Origin of the sequence: Christensenella massiliensis (assembly GCF_040409835.1) — a bacterium.
GTDB classification, from domain to species: Bacteria; Bacillota; Clostridia; order Christensenellales; family Christensenellaceae; genus Christensenella; species Christensenella massiliensis.
Genome location: NZ_CP117826.1, coordinates 2,084,668 through 2,104,825, shown reverse-complemented (window position 1 = coordinate 2,104,825; position 20,158 = coordinate 2,084,668). Strand labels below are relative to the sequence as shown.

At 55.8% G+C, this 20,158-nt stretch carries 19 protein-coding genes; 7 read left to right on the top strand and 12 right to left on the bottom strand.

The genetic code is table 11. The features are described 5' to 3' along the window. Nucleotides 1-17 precede the first annotated feature (17 nt). From PUP29_RS10315 to PUP29_RS10295, 5 genes are all read right to left on the bottom strand, one after another. A complete protein-coding gene (locus PUP29_RS10315) occupies nucleotides 18-3,428 on the bottom strand; it encodes a UvrD-helicase domain-containing protein (RefSeq protein ID WP_353423225.1) in 3,411 nt (1,136 codons plus the stop codon). Further along, on the bottom strand, nucleotides 3,319-6,615 hold the full coding sequence (locus PUP29_RS10310; protein WP_353423224.1) for a PD-(D/E)XK nuclease family protein: 3,297 nt from the start codon (nucleotides 6,613-6,615) through the stop codon (nucleotides 3,319-3,321). Before PUP29_RS10310 ends, PUP29_RS10315 begins: the two co-directional genes overlap by 110 nt. 138 nt (nucleotides 6,616-6,753) lie before the next feature. Beyond that, nucleotides 6,754-6,987: a hypothetical protein gene (locus tag PUP29_RS10305; protein ID WP_046442406.1), complete on the bottom strand. Its 234-nt coding sequence runs from the start codon at nucleotides 6,985-6,987 to the stop codon at nucleotides 6,754-6,756. A 150-nt stretch (nucleotides 6,988-7,137) separates the two neighbouring features. Further along, nucleotides 7,138-7,629, bottom strand: coding sequence for a hypothetical protein (locus PUP29_RS10300; protein WP_079546002.1), 492 nt, complete (start codon nucleotides 7,627-7,629; stop codon nucleotides 7,138-7,140). 25 nt (nucleotides 7,630-7,654) lie between these two features. Then, nucleotides 7,655-8,506 (bottom strand): substrate-binding periplasmic protein, encoded by an 852-nt coding sequence (locus tag PUP29_RS10295; protein ID WP_079546003.1) that lies wholly within the window; start codon nucleotides 8,504-8,506, stop codon nucleotides 7,655-7,657. A 225-nt stretch (nucleotides 8,507-8,731) separates the two neighbouring features. Here PUP29_RS10295 and PUP29_RS10290 point away from each other — a divergent pair, with 225 nt between their 5' ends. Continuing rightward, nucleotides 8,732-9,445, top strand: coding sequence for an SGNH/GDSL hydrolase family protein (locus tag PUP29_RS10290; RefSeq protein ID WP_079546004.1), 714 nt, complete (start codon nucleotides 8,732-8,734; stop codon nucleotides 9,443-9,445). Between the two features lie 56 nt (nucleotides 9,446-9,501). Here PUP29_RS10290 and PUP29_RS10285 read toward each other — a convergent pair whose 3' ends face one another. Both PUP29_RS10285 and ispE read right to left on the bottom strand, forming a co-directional pair. After that, entirely contained in the window at nucleotides 9,502-10,194 is a 693-nt protein-coding gene (locus PUP29_RS10285) for a diphthine--ammonia ligase (protein WP_353423222.1), read from the bottom strand. Then, nucleotides 10,191-11,048 carry a 4-(cytidine 5'-diphospho)-2-C-methyl-D-erythritol kinase gene (ispE, locus tag PUP29_RS10280; protein WP_079546005.1) on the bottom strand — a complete coding sequence of 286 codons (858 nt, stop codon included), beginning with the start codon at nucleotides 11,046-11,048 and terminating at the stop codon, nucleotides 10,191-10,193. The genes PUP29_RS10285 and ispE overlap by 4 nt, the downstream gene beginning before the upstream one ends. A gap of 111 nt (nucleotides 11,049-11,159) precedes the next feature. On the opposite strand from ispE, the gene PUP29_RS10275 reads away from it, so the two are divergent. Both PUP29_RS10275 and PUP29_RS10270 read left to right on the top strand, forming a co-directional pair. Further along, the gene (locus PUP29_RS10275; RefSeq protein WP_079546006.1) at nucleotides 11,160-12,017 is read left to right on the top strand and encodes a class I SAM-dependent methyltransferase; all 858 of its coding nucleotides are present in this window, start codon (nucleotides 11,160-11,162) and stop codon (nucleotides 12,015-12,017) included. Next, nucleotides 12,014-12,685, top strand: coding sequence for an RluA family pseudouridine synthase (locus PUP29_RS10270; RefSeq protein ID WP_079546007.1), 672 nt, complete (start codon nucleotides 12,014-12,016; stop codon nucleotides 12,683-12,685). The genes PUP29_RS10275 and PUP29_RS10270 overlap by 4 nt, the downstream gene beginning before the upstream one ends. A 10-nt stretch (nucleotides 12,686-12,695) precedes the next feature. On the opposite strand, the gene PUP29_RS10265 is transcribed toward PUP29_RS10270, so the two are convergent. Further along, nucleotides 12,696-13,604 (bottom strand): pseudouridine synthase, encoded by a 909-nt coding sequence (locus PUP29_RS10265; protein ID WP_079546008.1) that lies wholly within the window; start codon nucleotides 13,602-13,604, stop codon nucleotides 12,696-12,698. Between the two features lie 154 nt (nucleotides 13,605-13,758). Here PUP29_RS10265 and PUP29_RS10260 point away from each other — a divergent pair, with 154 nt between their 5' ends. The 4 genes from PUP29_RS10260 to PUP29_RS10245 all read left to right on the top strand — a co-directional run bounded on the left by PUP29_RS10260 (nucleotide 13,759) and on the right by PUP29_RS10245 (nucleotide 15,673). Further along, entirely contained in the window at nucleotides 13,759-14,274 is a 516-nt protein-coding gene (locus tag PUP29_RS10260) for a nitroreductase family protein (RefSeq protein WP_079546009.1), read from the top strand. 101 nt (nucleotides 14,275-14,375) lie between these two features. Then, nucleotides 14,376-14,708, top strand: coding sequence for a PadR family transcriptional regulator (locus PUP29_RS10255; RefSeq protein WP_079546010.1), 333 nt, complete (start codon nucleotides 14,376-14,378; stop codon nucleotides 14,706-14,708). Beyond that, nucleotides 14,708-15,238, top strand: coding sequence for a permease prefix domain 1-containing protein (locus tag PUP29_RS10250; RefSeq protein WP_079546011.1), 531 nt, complete (start codon nucleotides 14,708-14,710; stop codon nucleotides 15,236-15,238). The genes PUP29_RS10255 and PUP29_RS10250 overlap by 1 nt, the downstream gene beginning before the upstream one ends. A 21-nt stretch (nucleotides 15,239-15,259) precedes the next feature. Beyond that, nucleotides 15,260-15,673, top strand: coding sequence for a hypothetical protein (locus tag PUP29_RS10245; RefSeq protein WP_079546012.1), 414 nt, complete (start codon nucleotides 15,260-15,262; stop codon nucleotides 15,671-15,673). Nucleotides 15,674-15,779: 106 nt separating this feature from the next. Here PUP29_RS10245 and PUP29_RS10240 read toward each other — a convergent pair whose 3' ends face one another. The 4 genes from PUP29_RS10240 to PUP29_RS10225 are packed head-to-tail and all read right to left on the bottom strand — an operon-like array spanning nucleotide 15,780 to nucleotide 20,041. Continuing rightward, on the bottom strand, nucleotides 15,780-16,268 hold the full coding sequence (locus PUP29_RS10240; protein ID WP_353423219.1) for a GNAT family N-acetyltransferase: 489 nt from the start codon (nucleotides 16,266-16,268) through the stop codon (nucleotides 15,780-15,782). Continuing rightward, nucleotides 16,265-17,644 (bottom strand): replicative DNA helicase, encoded by a 1,380-nt coding sequence (gene dnaB, locus PUP29_RS10235; protein WP_079546014.1) that lies wholly within the window; start codon nucleotides 17,642-17,644, stop codon nucleotides 16,265-16,267. Before dnaB ends, PUP29_RS10240 begins: the two co-directional genes overlap by 4 nt. Then, complete coding sequence (rplI, locus tag PUP29_RS10230; protein WP_079546015.1) at nucleotides 17,637-18,080, bottom strand: 50S ribosomal protein L9; 444 nt, start codon at nucleotides 18,078-18,080, stop codon at nucleotides 17,637-17,639. Before rplI ends, dnaB begins: the two co-directional genes overlap by 8 nt. A gap of 5 nt (nucleotides 18,081-18,085) precedes the next feature. After that, nucleotides 18,086-20,041: a DHH family phosphoesterase gene (locus PUP29_RS10225; protein ID WP_079546016.1), complete on the bottom strand. Its 1,956-nt coding sequence runs from the start codon at nucleotides 20,039-20,041 to the stop codon at nucleotides 18,086-18,088. Between the last annotated feature and the right edge of the window lie 117 nt (nucleotides 20,042-20,158).

Sequence of the window (20,158 nt, the reverse complement as noted above, 5' to 3'; positions counted from 1 at the left end):
TCATTCCATTGTGCCGATCATACCTTTACGCATTCCTGCATACGCAGAAAATACAAATATCTTTCTTTGACGGGTATCCCCGTTATTTCAGCAAGAGCGCGCGCATAGAGCGCAAGCTGTACTGCATAACCCTGTGCAGTCTGTGCCAGCGTCTCCTTTGTCACACGGTCTGTTTTATAGTCCACGAGCACCCACCCGTCTTCCAAAAACGCCAGATCTAAAATCCCCTGTACCAGCATCGTTCCGCTGCCCTCATAGCCGATACTGTCCGCCTCTACCTCCAAATTGAAGGGCTGCTCGCGCAGCACCCGCTTTGCATTCCGCAGGCGGGCATACAACGGCGTTTTCAGAAAGCCGTCGATCCATTCCCTGTTTTTGAGCACAGCGCTGTGCTCCTGCTTTGTAAGAAGCTTGTTCCCAAGCATGCGTTCCGCCGCCTGCACGGCGTCTCCTCCGGTACAGACAACGTGCTCCATCACGCTGTGTATGAGCGTACCGAGGCGTGCACCTGTGATCTCCTCCCCATCGTCCGGAAGCACGGGCCGCAAAAAGCGCCGTATGTTTTGCGCCTGCTTTACCGCACTCACCGATACCTTTGCCGGAACGGCAGCCGTCTTTTCCGCGCTCAAAAGCTCCGCACGGGCGGACAGCCCGCGCAGCCGTTCAAGCTCTTTTTGCATATCGGGCAGAACCTGCTCTTCCGTCTGCTCCGTTCCTCCGCATACTTTCACCGGTATCAGCCCGTCCTGATTGGCGGCGGCGATCCAATCCAGCATCGACCGTGCCTCCTCATAATTTCCCACATCGTGTATCAGCTGCCACCGCGCACGCGCACGCTCCAGATCGCTTACACTGCCTGCAAGGACCAGCTTTTCCCGCGCGCGCGTCATTGCCACATAGAGGACACGCAGCTCCTCGGACAGATATTCACGCCGGATCTGCCGTTTTGCAAGTTCCAGCTCCGCAGTCTCTTTCCGCACGAATGCTTCTTCGTCGATATATTGCGTGACCAAGCCAAAATCTGCATGGATGAGCATCCTGTTCCGGAAATCCTGCACGGTAAGCGCGCGTTCCAGCCCCGCGATATAAACGATTGGATATTCCAGCCCCTTCGACGCGTGTATCGTCGTGATATGCACGCAGTCCGCATCGCCCGTGTGCACCGCTGCTTTCAGATATGCGCCGTTTTTCCGTTTGATCTCCCGCAGCGCCTGCAGCAACAGGTACAGGCTGTTTTCCTGTGCCGCGAGCTCCGACGCCATTGCGATAAATTGTGCGAATACGCCCTGCTTCATGCCTCCGCCCGGCACACAGGCAAGATAGGTCTCAAAATCCGTCTCCTGTACGGCCCGCGCAAGAAATTCCGGCAGAGAAAGCGCCACCGCGCAGGTGCGCAGGAATTTCATTTTCGCATAGAACGTACGCAGCCTGCGCGCCGTTTCGTCCTTTTCCTCTCTGGCGTAACGGTCCGCGCTTCGATAGAACGGTTCCCTTTCCTTGCCGCACGCGATCCGTATCCGTGCGAAATCTTCTTCGTCCATCCCTCCGATGTATGAACGCAGAACCGAAAGCAGGGGAACATCCTGACAGGGATTATCCGTCAGACGAAGCACATTCATAAAAAGCTCTATCTCCCGGATATCCCGCGCCTGTTCCACATCCACCGCGCAGGGGATCCCCCTCTGGTCGAGCTCGGATTTCAGCTGGTAAATAAGCTCGCTGCGCGAGCGGAGCAGCACCGCGATATCGCCGCAGGCCACGGCCCTTTGTTTGCCCGTTTGTTTATCTGCGACCGTTCCGGAAAGCTCGCGTGCAATTTCCGCAGCAAGTATCCCTGCCTGTTTGCTATGCCGGTTCCCGGCACGTTCTCCGTCTGTTCCCGCGCACAGCAAAAGACGCGCCTCCCCGCCTGCCGTACTGCCGCGCAGACGCTCGTTCTCATCGTAGCAGACCTCGCCAAGCTCCTCGCACATGACCCGCTCCATAATGCCGTTTACCGCGTCGATCACGCCCCTCCGGCTGCGGAAATTATCGTTCATCAGGATAAGCTCGCCGCTCGCCGCGCCCGTACGGAATTCCTGCGCCTTTTCCCGGAAGATCATAGGATCGGCCAGACGGAATTTATAGATGCTCTGCTTGATATCTCCCACCATGAACAGACTGCCGCCGCCTGAAACAGCGCGCACGATCTCTTCCTGAACGGGATTCGTGTCCTGATATTCGTCTACAAAAACATGCCGGTAGGTATCCGTATACATGCCCCGTACCGCGCCGTCGGAAAGCGCGCGGAGGGCAAAATGCTCCATATCAGCATAATCAAGCACATTCGTTTCCTCTTTATTCCGTGCATACCGTTCGTGGAACGCACGAACGAGCCTCATCATGGCGCGTACGTCCGGCTGCGTATGCGTGAGCTCCTGCTCTGCCCGCTGCAAAAACGGCTGCCGCGCTTTTTCGAGGGCCTCCTTCAGCTTTTTTCGCGCTTCCTTATACATGCCTTGAATGCGTTCTTTTCGTTCCTCCGCCATTCCCCGCACGATATTCGGCAGCTTGGCATCTCCGTAGCGCGCAAAAAAATCCTGCGCGCCGCATCGCCTTGCATATTCCCGCATTTCCCGCAGCATAGCGGCGCATGCCTCGTCCTGTGCAAACTGTTTTTCTTCCGTGCCGCGCGAGACTGCCGCTGCGGCCGCGATCCACCGTTCAGCCTGAGCGATACAGTCCGTTATGCTTTCCTTGTGTCTTTCTTCCAGCCATGCAATATAGGCCGGGCCATTCTTGTTCTCGGACCATTCCGCCCATCCGAACGGATCCGGCCTGCTCATCAGATAATCATAGATGCGGAACAGATAATCTGCAAGGGTCCGGTCGTCGCTCCTTCGCGTATACCGCGCGAGCAGCCGCAGAAAATCTGCATTTTCTTCTTCATACAGGTCGTCAAACAGTGCGCGGGCGGCCTCAGACTTCATGCGGTTCATCCCGCCCTCATCCAGAATGCGCATACCCGGCGAAAGGCCGAGAAGCGCATAATTCTGCCGCACCACCTTTCCGCAGAAGCTGTGGAATGTGGAAATATCCGCCGCCGCGACGAATTCCGCCTGCATGTAAAGCCGTCCGTTCCCTGTCCTGACGGCTTTTCCCCGCAGCTCCCGCGCGATGCGCTGGCGCATCTCCGCCGCTGCCGCATTCGTAAAAGTCATGACGAGCATCGCCCGTATGTCTTCTCCGCTTTCAACAAGGCGCGCCACGCGCTTTGCCAGAACGCTCGTTTTTCCGCTTCCCGCCGCAGCGGACACCAATACGTTCTCCGTTTGCGTCTCAACGGCCCGCGCCTGTGTTTCCGTCAGCTTCAAGAGCTCCTGCCCTCCTTTCTCTTTCTGAAACGGACCCGTCCGTTTTTTCTGTCTGCGGACACCGCGTTTCGCCATTCAACAGCTCTTCCCGCTCTACCGGCTCTATCCCGCGCGGACGGTTCCCCGGATACGCTTCATCAAACATGCATATCCCCGAAAACTCGCAGTAGTCACAGCCGGTCTTTCCGTCCAGACGGTAGGGGCTGATCTGCGTATTGCCCGCTTTCATCTCCTGCACGGCCTCCTCGGCCAGCCGTTCCGAAAACGCGAGAAGCTTTTCTATTTCCTCCTGTGAGAACATCCTGTCCTTGCCCGCTCCCTTGATGCCGCCGTCTTTTTTTCTGGCGAGTGCGATCGTAAGCACGACGTCTCCCGAGCCGCCGTACAGCTTCTGTGCGGTCTCAAAATCCACGCCGCATACGCCCTCCATTTCGAAATCCTCCTCCGGCGTTTTTTCCGCTTCTTCAAAAGCCGGAAGATGAATCCTGAAATAATTGGCTCCGGCGAACTCCGCGTCTGCGCCGAACAGCTCTGCCGCCGCCATGATATAGACCATCAGCTGCAGAGACAGGCCGCCGGCAAGCTCCCGCATGGAGAAATGAGGCGTTCCCGTTTTATAATCCACGATCTCGTAATATGTCTTGCCATCGAGCTGTGCCGTATCGATCCGGTCGATCTTCCCGGTGAGCGTAAGCCCGTCCGAAAGCTTCTTTTCGAATCTGCATTCCGTTTCGTACGGCTGCAGGGCAGACCGGCCCGCCTGCAGGCGGATCGCCCGCGCAGCGAGGCGCGTCTCCCGCTCGATCGCGCGGAGCACATTTTCGTTATGCTTGTTCAGCGTATACTTCTCCTGCTCTGCGCGCGCCTGCTTTGTGCTCTGTACGATATATTCCTCAAATCGTTCCTCCGGGAGCTCGTTCCAGCGCTTTCCGCTCTCTTTGATCCTGTTTGTCAAAAGCTCAAGCAGCCTGTGCGCGTAATTTCCTACGTCAAGCGGATCGATCGTATATTCCCGCGGCGGCGTCACTCCGAGCCCATAGCCGATAAAATGCTTATATGGGCATTCGTAATACTGCTCCAGCCTGCTGGCGCTTCCTTTGATCTCGCGGTACAGCGCAGACGCCGTTTCCGGCGAAAGCCGTTTCGCAGCGTTCGCGTTCTGGGTTCCCCAAAGGATCGCGCGCAGCCGCGCGGGGAATTCTTTGTCGTTCAATACCGTGGAAACCGTTTCTTCCGGGCAGGAAAGCCCCTGCCCGCTTCCGAGGGAGCGCAGGGCCTGCGCCGTTTTAAGATAAGCATTCTGCTTCAGCCGCAGCGCCCATCGGCCCGCTTCCGTCTCGCCTATTTCCGCAAACAGACTGTGCAGTTTATCTACGAGCGGCGATGGTTTTTCTTTTCCGTCGTCTACATAGCTTAAAAAAAGCTTCTCCTCCGGGCGGGTAAAAATTTTCAAAACTGCCAGCTTCTGTTTCTCCACATTGCCTGTAAACAGGAGCCCCGCAGTCTGCGACAGCAAAAGCTCGCGTTCATGGTCCGCAAGGATATCCGAGCTTTGCCCGTAGTCCGGCAGAATGCCGTCGTTAAGACCGAGGACAAATACGGCCTTGACGTCCCCCAGCCGGATATAGGAGACCTCCCCTGCCGCGATCTCGTCCGCACCCGGCGGGATCACGCCGATCCTCCGCGCTTTGAGCCCCGTTCTGATCAGTCCTAAAAGCTGCGTTTTTTTCATGGGGCGTTCCCCCAATATTTCTTTTGCCTGTGCAAGAATGCGCAGCGTTTTTTCCAGCACCTGCGCGCTGTATTCCGCACTTTCCGAAAGCCCCGCAGCCTCCGCGGCCCTTATCTGCTGCGTCAGCTTTTCCGCCGTGTTCCGTTCTTCCATGTAGGCAAGCAGGCAGTCGATCATGCCGCCCGCTGTTTCTTCCCTCCGCGCGGCCTCCCTCATTCTCAGAATAGGCTCCATCAGCACGGCGCGTGCGCGCTCCGCGGCCTCATCCCGGAATGGGAATGTGAACGCAAAGCCGTCCCGCACATTGGAAAATACATAATTTTCAAGAGCGTACATTTCTCGCTCCGCAATGCCGCACAGCCCGGTCTTGGCGTGGGCGAGCAGCGTGTCTTTTTTCAGCCTGCCCTGCATGAGCTCGATCGCCGTCAGAAGAAAGGTGCTCATCGCGCATTGGTCGAGCGTCCTCCTTTCCCCGGCAAAGCAGGGAATCCCCGCCTGACCGAACACTCGTGCCACCGCAGACCTGTAACGCTCCGCGCTTCCATATACGACCGCCATATCACGGTAATCATAACCGCATTTTTGTTTCAGCCATACCGCCTGTGCGCATACCGCGCGCACCTCCTCTTCTATGCCCGGGGCGCGCATCAGGCGCACATCTTTTGCCCGTCCTCTTTTTTCGGCCGGATAGGCGTAAAGATTCTTTTCGATGTGCAGGATATCCGGCGATGCCGCTTTGTCCTCCGTCACGATTTCTGTTTCAAGCCCCAGCTTCATCGCATCCACAAGAAATTTTTCCCGGTTTTCCGTGCAGATATCATACACCTCGCCGTCCGGGCCGCTGGGCGCATAGTAAAAAGACATGACCGTATCCTGCGCCGTGTGCATCAGCGCCTTCATGAACCGCACGGTCTGCGCATTATAGATATCAAAGCCGTGTATCACAAGATGCGCGCGCCGGATGAAATCCGCCTGCGGGATATGGCCGATCACAAGGTCTATCTTATCCTCCGTATCGAAAAGCCCGGCTGCCGCCGCATTGAAGCGTTCATACAAATGTGCGATATCCTGCATCTTTTCCCGCGTGCCCCGATATTCCGTCTCGATGCCGCGCAGCATCTCCGGCGTGATATCGAGCGTCTTTAATTCTGCAATCAGCTCCGCAAGCTGCATGGGAAAATCACTCTTGCCCGCACACCGCGAAAGCGCCGACAGATCGGCCGCCTCCTCATCCAATATCGCGCGCAGCAGCATGCTTTTGCCCGCTGAATCGATCGAAGGCACCGTTCTTCCATACACGCTTTCGAGGACGCGGTCGCAGAGCTTCGCCGGGCTTTGGACACATACGCCCATCAGCCCCTTGACCCCAAGCGCTTTCATCAGCTGCTTTTCCGCAATATAGGTAGCCTGCGGCGGCACGACGACAAGCACCTCCGCAAGCGGGTCATTCCCCGCAATATCTTTTATTCTTTCCATCACCCGTTCGTCCCGCCGCGATGCGGTCCGTCCGAGAATAAAGGTCACGCTCATAAACGGTTTCCCCTGCCGCTGTCTTTTTTCTTTATTATATCATGCGTCTGCCCCAAATTTTGTATGAATCCGAAAAATTCAGGCAACAAAAAAGGCTACCGCCTTTTGAGGCAATAGCCTTGATGTTTCGTAAGGGGGTTAACCTCTTACCAGATAGTTCAGCAAGAGATTAAGATCCTCGGGCTCAGATACGATCAGATCCAGTTCGTCGATCTGCGCATCCTTGAACATCTGCGTCAGCGCAATATACTGGCACAGCGTCGATTTCAGGTTCAGCCTGTCGCCTTCCGACGTAACGAGCTCTACCTTGCCCTTGCAGTCCTTGAGAAGCTCAAAGAATTTCTGCGGTTCACTGATGTTTTTGATTTTCACTCCGTTTGTCCTCCTGACACATTTTATTTGTGGGTAACGGGGAGTTTTGGAGCTCACCCTATGTGTTCATATTAACACACAGCCCTACACACTGTCAATATAACCACATGCGGGGCGTGCGAAACATTTTTATAAAAATTTTTTTGTTTTTTACAGAAAAAAGCGGAACAAAAGAAGCAGCGCCACCGTTACGCCGCCAAAAACAGCGGTGAGCGCAAGCGCCGCGCGCATACCTGAACGGAGCTTTTTCTGTTCCTCCGCCCGTTTCTTTTCAAACCGCTCCCAAAATGCGTTCCGCTCGCTCTGCTCTTTGCGGACGGCTTCTTCCTGTCCGCGCGCCGCAGAGTCGAGCCGCCGGACGGTCTCTTCCGAATAGAGGTCGAGCCTCTTTTTCAGTTCGCCTGTTTTTTCAAGCAGAGAATAGCGCATCTGCATCTGCTCCCGCTGCATGGATTCCAGCACAACGACCATGCCGTTTATCAGACGCGCAGCGTTTTTCACCGTATCGCGCATCCTGTTCTCCGCCTCCGCCATGTTGACTCCCTGCTGCTCAAGGTCTTTTAAGAGCGCGGGAAGCGCCTCCAGCTTTTCCGTCTGGCGCCGGAGCTCTTCCAGTTTCCATTCAAAATTTCGTTCTTCCATTGCTTTCCACCCAATCATAATTCCGTTACAGTCCCCATTTTTGTGCCAGCGCAAGCGTAGTCCCATCCGCTTCAAACTGGTCGATCACACGGTTGAATTCCGTTTCCACCGCCCCCTGCCCTGTTGGGAGCATGATGCTATAGCCTATTTCCCATGCGGGCTCTGCAAGGATCCGGTAGCCTGCGTCTTCGAACTGCCGGGAAAGCGCGCGCGGCATCGCGACTGCAGAAACACGTCCCGCATCGAGGTCAAGCGTCGCACTTTCATAATCCGAATAACGCAGCACCTCGAACGTGAGCCCCATGCTTTCCAAATGATCCGCAAAGCCGGAGGATGGAACGGCGGTCGAAAGCAGGCCGATCTCTTCACTTTCGACATCGGCGAGCCCCTGCGCACGGGAATCCGCCCGTGTCACCACGACTACGTCGTCCACATAATAGGGCTTTGTGAGCGTAAAGCCCTTTGTTTTATCCGTTCCCTCCGTGAGAAGCCCAAGCGCGATATCCACCGTTCCATATTTGATGGCGCCGCCCGCGTCCTGTGAGGTGAGCGGATAATATTCATAGATCTTTGTCTGCCCGCCAAGAAGCTCGGTGAGGATCGCGTCGATGTAATCCCGGTCAAAGCCCACGAGGTTTCCTTCCTCGTCCACGCTGCCAAAGCCTGCCACATCCGTACGCAGGCCGACCTTGACCGTATCCCGCGTCATAAGAAAACTCGATTCAAAGCCCTGCCGCGTTGCAAGGCCCATAAAAATCACAGCCGCAGCGATCACGCATGCCGCGGCGATAAAAAGCGCCGTAAGCTTCTTTTTATGCTTCCGTATGAAGCTGCGCGCCGGCGTATCCCGGCGTTTTTCTTTGCTGTATTTTCTCAAACTAACTCTCCCGTTTTGCGTACCGGACAGAATGCGTATGCATGCCTTATGGAATGATTATAATGATTTCCCGTCTTTTTTTCAACAAATGCGCGTCCGGGAAATTTTAAATTCTTTTTGAACATTCCCGTTTTACAGGGATTTTTTACAGGTTTTCCCTTGTAAAAATATTTTTAAAATGATACATTTTGATTAGCAGAAACCGATAAACGGCAGGTAAACAGTATGAATCAGAAATTTGTTCAATCAATTCTCGTGATAGGCGATTCGGTCGCTAAGGGCGTCGTATTCCAGCCTGAGAAGAAGCGGTATGTTTTTTCTAAAGACGGATTTATCCGAAAGCTGAAATCCATCATCCGCCCGAGCGTGCACGACTGCTCCAAATTCGGAACAACCTCCGCGCACGGAAGGCAGCTCCTTGCAGAAAAGCTGACCGACGTCAATCCCGATCTCGTCCTCATCGAATACGGCGGGAACGATTGCGACTATAAATGGGACGAGGTGGCGCAGAACCCGACTGCGGTCCATTTGCCCAATACGCCCGTTTCGGCGTTTGAGACCAACATGCTGCGTATGGTGGAAGCGTTAAAAAAGCTCGGTAAGATACCTGTGCTGATGAACTTGCCGCCGCTCAACGCGCCCGCCTATTTCCGTTGGTTCACAAAAAACGACCCGCAGCGCGCCCACAATATTTTAAAGTGGCTGCACGACGTATCCAAAATTTATTGGTGGCAGGAAAAATATTCCTATACCATCGAAAAGGTCGCGCAGTTCGCGGACGCACACCTTATCAACGTGCGCGGCGCATTCCTGCGCCGGCCGGAATACCGCTCTCTCATCTGCGAGGACGGCATTCACCCGAACGAAGCGGGACAGGCGCTGATAGAACGCACCTTTGTTGAATATATCGAAAAGTATGCTTCCTATATGATGGCGTAAGCGCGTGATACACACAAGCCAAAAGGGTGCGGCTGAAGAAGCCGCGCCCTTTTTGATCATTTCAGCGGCAATATGGCATACTGCCCCTGCCGTATGGGCTTTCCGAATGTATGCGGCACGGGCGTCTCATACAGCGGGCCGTCCGAAACGAACGTGTGGTATTCCCCGTTTTCCCCGCAGATGTCCGCACCCTCCGCGCGGATTGCCTCCGCTACCTCCCGTGTGAGCTTTTCTCCCAAGAAGCGCCCGCTCAGCCGTTCCCTATCGATCACTGTGATGTGTGCAGTAAAGCCGCTGTCGATAAATTCATATACGAGCGATTCCCGCGTTTCCTGCCACAGGGGAAAAACACCTTCTATCCCTGCGTTTTCGCAGCGCTCCGTGCACCATGCAAGATGCTCTGCAAGATCGATATCCCCAAAAACGCATGCTGCGGCACCCTCCGCCCTTTGCAGGCGCAGCTCTTCCTCCAGCCGCTCCGCATACCGCTCCCCCGGCGTACGCAATATCCTCACCGGAATGCCAAGCGCCTGCTGCGCCCGGCGCACAACATCCTCCGGCACGCCGTGGAACCATGTGCGCCCCGCGTCCTCATTATAGGTCATAAAAACTGCCTGCGGCTCCCCTCCCGCAAGCACCGCGCGGTAAAGCGCGAGGGTACTGTCTTTGCCGCCGCTGTACGAACAGATGAACCGTTTCCCCGCCAACGCCGCGCGCGTCCGCTCCATATTTTCTTCCCGTTTGTTCATTCCGTCTCCTCCATGGATGCCCTGTCCGTATCGGCCGCCCGCGCACAGAACGGATATCGTTCCGCAAACGCTGCGAACGCCTTTGCCTCTTTTTCCGCATCGGAGAACACGGCAAATACACAGCTTCCGCTTCCCGTCATCATGGAAAAATCCGCGCCGTATGCTTTCATTTCCCGCAGGATAGCTCCCACCTGCGGACAAAGAGCCTTTCCGGCGGGCAGCAGCGAATTCCCGGCAGCCGCAAAATAGGCCGCGCGGTCGCCGCGCGCAAGGGCCTTTGCGGCCTTGCCGACATCGGGCATGATGGCCGGGAGCTCATGATATTTCGCGTATGCCGGGCCTGTGGGGACCCCGCCCTCCGGCTTCACAAGCAGATAGGAGAATTTGCATTCATTTTGCACCGGGGCAAGGCGTTCGCCGATCCCCTGTGCGCGCATACACCCGCCGTGCAGGAAAAAGGGCACGTCCGCGCCGATTCGCACGGCAAGCGCCGTCATCGTTTCCATGGAAAGAGGCATGCCGTACAGCCTGTTGAGCGCGGAAAGCACCGCGCCTGCGTCGCTGCTCCCGCCGCCGAGCCCCGCCTGCGCGGGGATATGCTTTTTCAGCGTGATCTCTGCGCCTCCCTTGCGCCCCGCCGCTTCAAAGAACAGCCGCGCGGCGCGCAGCGCCGTATTGCTCTCGTCCGCCGCCATTCCGCCGCAGCGGAGAACCGTCCGCTCCGCCGGCCGGATGGTGAGCTCGTCCGCAAGGGAGATGCTCTGCATCAGCATATCGAGCTCGTGCATGCCGTCCGGTCTCGTTCCAGTGATCGCAAGGGACAGGTTCAGCTTTGCGTATGCTTTCAGTTTCATGGCTTCCTCCGGTCGTTATTTTCGTTCCTCCCATTATAGCATACGGGATAGTATCCGCACCTCTGTTTGTGGTAAAATGATAGAGATAAAAAGAGAAACGGAGTAGGAAGCATGTTTTTGACAGACGGCTGGCAGGACTATACCATACTCGACGCCGGGGATGGCATGAAGCTCGAAAAATGGGGAGACGTTATCCTCTCCCGCCCCGATCCGCAGGTCATCTGGGCCAAGCAGGCTCCGGCCCTGTGGAATACGGCGCACGCGGAATATCTGCGCAGCGACCGCGGCGGCGGTTCGTGGAAATTTTTCAAACAGCTTCCCGAACGCTGGACCGTCTCTTACGGCGGCCTGAAGTTTTATGTGCGGCCTACCGGCTTCAAGCACACCGGATTATTCCCCGAGCAGGCGGCGAACTGGGATTTTATGGCGGACATGATCCGCAGGGCCTCTTTCAAGCCGCGCGTTCTGAACCTGTTTGCCTACACGGGAGGCGCGACGCTTGCCTGTGCGCAGGCGGGCGCGCAGGTCACGCATATCGACGCGGCGCGCAGTATGAACGGTTGGGCGAAAGAAAACCTGACGCTCTCCGGCCTTGCGGACCGTCCGGTGCGCATCCTTGCGGACGACTGCCTGAAATTCGTCCTGCGCGAGCAGCGGCGGGGAAACCGCTACGACGGCATCGTCATGGACCCGCCGAGCTACGGCCGGGGCGCGGACGGAAAAGTGTTCCGTACGGAGGACGACCTCTTTCATCTGGTCGGCGAGACGGCGAAGCTCCTGTCGGATACGCCGCTTTTCTTCCTCGTCAACTCCTATACCACCGGCCTTTCCTCCGTCGTATGCCAAAATCTTCTTAGAATATGCCTCGCGGGGCGGGGCGGAACGATCGATGCGGGGGACCTGTGCCTGCCCGTTCAGGGGCAGGAGGTGCTCCTTCCCTGCGGCACGACGACGAGGTGGCATACATGACGCCGGATATCCTGTATGAGGATAATCATATCCTCGTTGCGGTGAAGCCGCAGAACATGCCTTCACAGGCGGATTCATCGCGCGATTTGGATTTTCTCACCCTTTTGAAGGCGTATATCAAGGAAAAATATCAAAAGCCCGGAGCCGTCTATCTGGGCCTTGTGCACCGCCTCGACCGTCCGGCGGGCGGCGTGATGGTGTTCGCACGCACCTCCAAGGCGGCTGCACGGCTGTCCGCGCAGGTACAGGACCGTTCCCTTTCCAAGCGGTATTACGCTGTGACCGCGGGCAGTCTCCCGGACAGCGGCGTGCTTGCGGACGAGCTTCTGAAGGACGGCAGGACGAATATCTCGTGCGTCGTTCCCGCGGGAACGCCCGGCGCGAAGCATGCGGAGCTTTCCTACCGCGTCGCCGGCCGCTGCGGTGGGTTTTCCCTCGCTGATATTTCCCTGAAAACGGGACGGCCGCACCAGATCCGCGTACAGCTTGCCCACGCGGGCGCTCCTCTTGCGGGCGACGTCAAATACGGCGGTGCGCAATCCCCCCGGCTGTGCCTGTGGGCATACGGCCTTTCCTTTCTTCACCCAACAAAAAAAGAGCGGCTGACGTTTACTTGTCCTCCGCCCCAATGCTTCCCGTGGAGCTTATTTGAAATTCCTGCCGAATAACGTTTTCCGCTCATTCAAAATTCACGAGCGGAAAATCGATATCCTCCGTTTCTATGGTTTTCCCGTTCAGGTATTCGAGCATATTGTTCACGCCCGTGTTGAACCGGATCCTGTTCGCCCATAGCGCCTGATATTTGATACCCAGCTTTTTATTGGCCCGTGCGTCTCCGTACAGGCGGTCGCCGAGGATCGGATAACCGGCCGCTTCCATATGCGCGCGCTCCTGATTTAGGTACTGCGTCACCGGCTCTATTTCCACGACGCTGAATATCCCGTTGCTTTCGAGTACCCGGTAGCGCGTGTAGATCGGCACGCTGCCCCGCATCTTTTTTGCGGACACCCGGTATTTGTCGTCCCCGTCCTTCACATAAAAATGCTGGAACTCGCCCCGCTCATATTCCGGACAGCCCTTGACGATGGCCCGAAACGTCCGCGCGAGCCTGCGCTGGCGCACGGCCTCCCGCAGCGCCTCGAAATATTCCGCGTTTTTGGCGAACAGCACAAGCCCGCCCGTATAAACGTCAAGCTTAAAGCAGGCGAACGGGATACAGCCCGATTCTTCGGAATATTCCCCCGCATCGCGCATATAGTTGATGACCATCGACATCAGCTCAGGCGTATTGCGGTCCACCCGTCCTACCACCACCGTTCCCGGCTGCTTGTTGAGCACAATGAGGTTTTTATCCTCATACACGATATCGAGCAACGGAAAACGCTGAAATTCTATGGGCACATAGACCTCGATGATATCCCCCGGCTCTACTTCAAAATCTTTTTTGATCAGGCAGCCGTTCAGCTTGATGTCCCCTGCCTTGATCATCTTTTTCAAATTCAGGGATTGAAGCTCCGGCAAAAACTCCGACACGCACTGTGTGATGCGAAGCCCCTGATGTTCCTGCGTGATTTCAAGCTTGATCATGATCGGTTCCCCTTATACTCCTTGTAGTGGAGCATTCTTCTTTTCTACTACATATTGTATTATAGCCTCCCGGTTTAAAATTTGCAAATCGTGCCTATATAAGATATAGTAAAATTATTCTATCAATTTTGAGCAGGAAGAGGAGGCTGATCGAATGGAACGATTGACTTGTGTTTTAGGGCGCAGGAGCGTCCGGAAATATACGGACGAGCCCGTGTCGAAAGAGCAGGAGGAGCTGCTCTTATCAGCAGGGTTCAGCGCCCCCAGCGCCCGGAATGCCCGGCCGTGGGAATTTATCGTCGTGCGTGACCGCGGGCGCCTTGCGGAGCTTTCCACCGTCCGGCAATATTGGGGCATGCTGAAAAACGCCGCTCTTTCCATTGTCGTATGCGCGAACCTCCGGGATTATCCCGGTACGCATAAGGACTTTTTTATTCAGGACTGCGCGGCGGCGACCCAGAACATTCTTGTCGCTGCCGAGGGAATAGGGCTCGGTGCGGTATGGCTCGGCTGCTATCCTACCGAGGAGGGGCCGGCGGGCGTTCGCCGTATCCTCGGTGTTCCGGAGGATATCATCCCGTTCAGCGTGATCTCGATAGGGCATCCTGCCGAGCATGCGAAGCCGCATCCCGAGATCGCAGTGGACCGCGTTCATCACGAACAATACTGATCGCCTGAAAGCGCTTGACATACCTTGGATATCTATGTATAATTCAAGCATAGATATCCAAGGTATTTTTTTGTACAAGTCACGGAAAGAAATGATATTCGATGAAATTTGATAAAAGTATGACCTCAGTGGGTACATCCCTTCTGATCCTGCATCTGCTGGAAGTCCGGGATATGTATGGATATCAGATCATCAGCGAGCTTTCGGCCCAGTCGTGCAATGTATTCGAATTTCAGGAGGGCACCCTCTATCCGGTGCTGCATTCCATGCAGAAGGACGGCTATATCGATTCCTATGCTGTCAAGGCGGAAAACGGCCGCATGCGCAAATATTATAAGATCACGGAGCGCGGCAAAAGGCAGCTGCACACGAAAAAAAAGGAATGGCGGGCCTTTTCCGCGGCAATGGAACAGATGATAGGAGGCAGGGCGTGATGAAGCTGCAAAAGACCGCCTGCGATTACATCGACTCCGTATGCCGGAATATCCGTTCCCGGCGGGAACGCGAGCTGTTCCGCGCGGAGCTTTCGGATCACATCGAACAAAAAACGGCGGAGCTTATGCGCGGCGGGCGGGCGCAGGAGGAAGCTGAACGCGCGGCCGTCGAGAGCCTCGGCCCGGCGAAAACGATCTCGAAGGGCATGAATGCAGTCTACCGGCCGGCAGCGGTAAAGTATATCTTTCTTGCGACCACTCTGTTTCTCGCCTTTCTGAACGCCGCCCCGTGGCTTGCCTTTCTGTTCAATATCCCGAATATGCCGCTCGCGGTTTTTCCCGCTGAAGGCGATACTGCGGTCATCGGCGGTGCGGACGGCCCAACGCGGATTTTCGTTTCCTCCGGAAGCTGGAGCATGATCTCTTTTATTCTTCCGCTCCTACTCGCCGTTTTCGCCTGCATCACAGTCTGGCTTTTCCTTCGTCCAAAATTCGGCGGCAAAAACAACGATATGCATCCGCGCACCTGACGGAAAGAAAAAAACGATCATATGAAAAAATTTCTTTTTCTACTTTGCTGTATCATTTGCGCCGTATTTCTTACAGCCGGCTGCGCGCCGTCTGTTTCCGCGACGCAGGCTTTGCCCGATATCACGCGGGAGACAATCGGCGCATGGCCGGAAAACGAATATACGGAAAGTATTCCCCGGCCCGAGTACGGTACGCCTGATTTTATTCTTTCCGGGGAGTCGGACGGCTGCGATTACTATTCCGTTTTTCTTTCCGGTATCACGCGGGAACAGGGAGAGCAGTATGTCAGCGCGCTCAAAGAGGCCGGGTTCCGCGAGATCGCGGCAGACAGCAATCCCGCTTCGGCCGGTATTGTCTTGCGCAGGGATAACCTCCAGCTCGGCGTATCCATATCAGACGGAACGCTTGGACTTTATTTCGCATTCACATCCTGAAGTTTTATGCATGCCGGCATCGGCAAGAATGATGACGGTTAAAAAAACCGGGCGCTTCTCTGAACCGTCCGGTTTTTCATTCTTTCTTGTCCGCTTCCGAACTATTTTATCCCTTTTCCGGGAATATTTCCTTGAAATGCATTTCTTTTCCGCAGCCGCTTTTAAAAACGAGCGTCTCCTTTGTGACGCACATGGGGATATGCGGCACGCCATGATCGTCCGTCCGTTCCCCATCCTGCCGGAAACCAAAATTTTCATAGAACGCTTTGGCCTGCTCCTGTGCGTCGATACGCACCTGTGACGGCTCGAATTCGAACGCCTTGACGAGCAGGACGCGCATCATGAGGTCGCCTATCCCCTGTTTCCGTTCTTCTTTCAGCACACAGATGCGGCCGATGCGGAACGTCTTTCCGTCGTGATACACGCGCCCCGTTCCGACGGGCTTTTCCCCGTCGTAGATGACGACGTGCATCGATTGACTGTCGAATACGTCAAATTCGTCCTCCGGCGGAAATCCCTGTTCCTCCACGAACACCTTTTCGCGTATCGTTTTTGCATCGTCCGAAAGCCCGCAAAACCATTGGTTGGTGATCAATATTCCGGCGCCTCCTCTTCGTCGTGGACATAATCCACTTCCATATATTTCGTGTATTCACCCTGCCACTGCATAGAGATCGCCCCCGTTGGACCGCTTCTCTGCTTGGCGATGATGATACGCGCTTTCCCCATATTTTCCGGTATCTTGTCCTCCGGATAATAGTCCTCCCGGTGGAGGAAGATGACCACATCGGCATCCTGTTCGATCGCACCCGATTCACGCAGGTCGGAAAGCATCGGATAGCGCGACTTTTTATCCCGCTTTTCCGAGGCACGGGAAAGCTGGGACAGCAGCAAAATCGGAACATTGAGCTCCTTTGCCATGATCTTGAGCGTCCGCGTGATCTGCGCGACCTCCTGCTGACGGCTTTCCGCGCGTCCGCCTGCCTGCATCAGCTGCAGATAGTCGATCGCAATGAGGCCGAGCCCTTTGCTCTTCTTGAGGCTCTGCGCCTTGGCGAGCATTTCCGTCGGCGTGATGGACGCGGAATCGTCGATATAGATCTCCGTTCCCGAAAGCTCCTTCATTGCCTCCGCAAATTTATTGATCTCTACAGTACCGATCTTTCCGGTGCGCGCGTCCTGACTATCCACCCGCGCCTGCGAGCAAAGCATACGCGTTGCGAGCTGATCAGCCGACATTTCGAGTGAGAACACAAGACAAACCGCCTTTTGCGTAAGGCCGATATACTCCACCATATTCATGGCAAAGCTCGTTTTTCCCATGCCCGGGCGTCCGGCGATCACGATGAGCTGCCCGCCCTGCAGACCGGACAGCATCTTATCCATCAGCGGGAAGCCCGCGGGCAGGCCCATGAGGCCGTCCTTGTTTTTCATCGCCTCGCTGATGATGACATAGCTTTGCTGCAGCGCCGCGGAAAGATGCTGCAGCGAACTGCGCTCATCCTGAAGTGCGAGCCGCAGGATCGCCGTCGCAGCCGCGTTGGCGATCTCCCGCGCGTCCTGCTCTCCCCGGTAACAATCGTCCGTGATCTTCATGCACACGTCGATCATCTCCCGGAGCGACGCCTTTTCCTTTACGATACGAATGTAATGCTTGAGGTTAGCGACCGACGGAACGGTCATCGTGAGCCCGGAAAGATATTCCATGCCGCCCATCGGCATATTGCCCTCCTGCTCAAGCTTTTGGCTGACCGTGACCATATCCACAGAAACGCCCGCGCGAACCAGTTCGTCCATTGCGCGGAAGATATTCCGGTGCTGCTGCTGGTAAAAATCCGTTTCGCGCAGGCTCTCCATTGCCTCAAACACGCACTTTTCGTTCAGGAGCATGCTGCCGAGGATCGACTGCTCTGCTTCCAGATTATTCGGCGCGATCCGCCCCTGCGGGACGCGCGCGGCTCCGTCAGCCATCTACTACCTCTACCTTGAATGCGGTGCTCACCTCCGCATAGACCTTGACGCTCACATCATATTCTCCCAGCTCCTTGATGTTCGGAACAGAGAATTTCTTTTTATCGATCATAACGCCCAGCTTTTTTTCCATTTCGGCGGCGATCTCTTTTGCGGTGATCGCCCCGAACAGCTTACCGTTTTCCCCATGCTTGGCGGGGATCACGAGCGTCATGCCCGAAATGCGGTCGGCAAGCTCCCGCGCGTCCTGCTTTTCCACATCTTTCCTGTGTTTTTCCGCCGCATGTGCGATCGTCGCAGCGTTCAGATTCTGCGCATTGGCCTGTTTCGCCAGTTTTTTCGGAAACAGGAAATTGCGCGCATATCCATCGCTCACGTTTACGATATCTCCCGCTTTTCCTTTGCCCTTTACGTCTTCCGTCAAAATTACTTTCATCTGCTTTAGCTCTCCTTCTTATATTCTTCAATGGCCCGCCGCAGCTCTTTTTCCGCGGCGTCCCCGTCTATTCCTTTCAGCTGTGCTCCCGCGATCGTCGCGTGTCCGCCGCCGCCGAGCTTTTCCAGAATACGCTGGACGTTGATGCCGCCGATCGACCGGCCGGACACGATCACCGTATCTCCCTGCCGGCACAGCACGAACGAGGCCTTTATCCCCCGTATCCCGATCAGCGAATCGGCTGCCTGCGCCGCCAAAAGCTGCGGATTCTTCGCCCCCTCCGGACACCACGAGACCGCGACGCCGTCCTGTACCTTTGCATTCTGTACGACGCTTGCACGGGTCGAAAACGTCTCAAGATCATCCTGAAACAAATGCCGGATCGTCGTTGTATCCGCACCCAGCTTACGCAGGTAGGAGGCCGCTTCAAAGGTACGCACCCCCGTTTTGAACGAGAAGCCCTTGGTGTCGATCGTGATTCCTGCAAGAAGCGCCTCGACCTCAAGCGGCTTGATATAAATCTTATCCGAAAAATATTCGATGATCTCCGTTACCATTTCGGCCGTGGAGGACGCATACGGCTCATACAGTGAGAGCGTCGGGGATTCAATGTGCGTCGTTCCCCGCACATGATGGTCGATCACCACCAGCGTGCCCGCCTGCCCCACGAGCTGCGGCGCGATGGTATAATCCTCCATCTGCGTATCCACGACCACCAGCATCGACTGGCCCTCCAGCAGATGCTCTGCCTCGGCAGGCGTCACCAGAACGTCCCTGTAGTCCGGATCCCGCTTCATCTCGTCGACGAGGCCCTGAACGGCCGCATTCGGCTTATCGAGGACGATATAGCTCCGCTTGCCCGCCTGCCGGGCGCATGCGTGGATGCCGAGCGCCGCCCCCATACAGTCGAGGTCCGGAACCGAATGCCCCATAGTCACCACCGTATCGCATTGTTCCATCAGGTTTTTCATCGCGTGCGAGAACATTCTCGCCTTAACGCGCGTGCGCTTCTCGATCGCCTGCTGGCCGCCGCCGTAAAATTTATAGCCGCCCTCGTCCTTTAAGACCGCCTGATCGCCGCCGCGGCCAAGCGCCAGCTCCAGCGCCGCGACCGCATTGCGGTTCGCCTCCTCCGGATTGTTCCCTACACCCGCGCCGATACTGAGCGTCGGAACAAACGCGGCGTTTCCCGTCTCGATCCCCTTTACATCGTTCAATATGGAAAATTTGCTCTGCATCAGCGAGGACAGATATCGCCGTTCAAAGAACATCAGGTATTTATCCCGGTCATATTTCTGATAAACGCCCCGCACATTCGCCGTTTGCCTTGCAATGATACGGTCGACCTCTGCGTCGAGCTTAGCGTGCCCCTCCTGCGCCGTTCCGCGCAGGAGATCGCCGTATGCGTCCACCTGAATATGACAGACCGCCGCTGTTACGATACGGTACAGGTCGGACGCTTCGTAGGTGTTATTGACGTCGATCAGCCGGTAAATGGTATATTCTTTGCCGCCGAACCGTGCCGGGATCACCTCCTTGACATAGGTGACGTTGCCGATACGTACCTTGCGGTCTTTCGCCGGTTTATGCAGCTCCGGAAAAATGCGGAAAATATTCCTGCCCTCACAGCGCATGCCAGCCAGCATGGAAAAAGCAGGATTATGCCAGCCGATCACGCCGTTCTTTTTCGTAATAGCGGTGGGCATCGTCACCGCGTTCACATATTTGTCGATCTCATCCGAGCAATCTGTAAGGATCTGCCCCGCGATTGCAAACCACCGCTCCTTGCGCAGCGTGGATACGATAAAATAAATCACGACGACTACAAAGATCGCGCTGATCATCACCGTGCGTATTTCATGGGGCTCCATCAGCATCGTGATCAGGACCGCCGCTGCAAGAAGCACCAGAATAAGGACCAATTCTGTCGAAATATAAATGCTGCGTTTTTTCTTGTCCATTTTCCTTACCGGGGCCGCTGCGCGGCGCTATTCTCCCATAATAAATCTTCTATTTTACCATCTTATAGCTTTTCCCCGGTTTCGTCAACTTTTCCATCTGAAAAAATAAAACGGAAA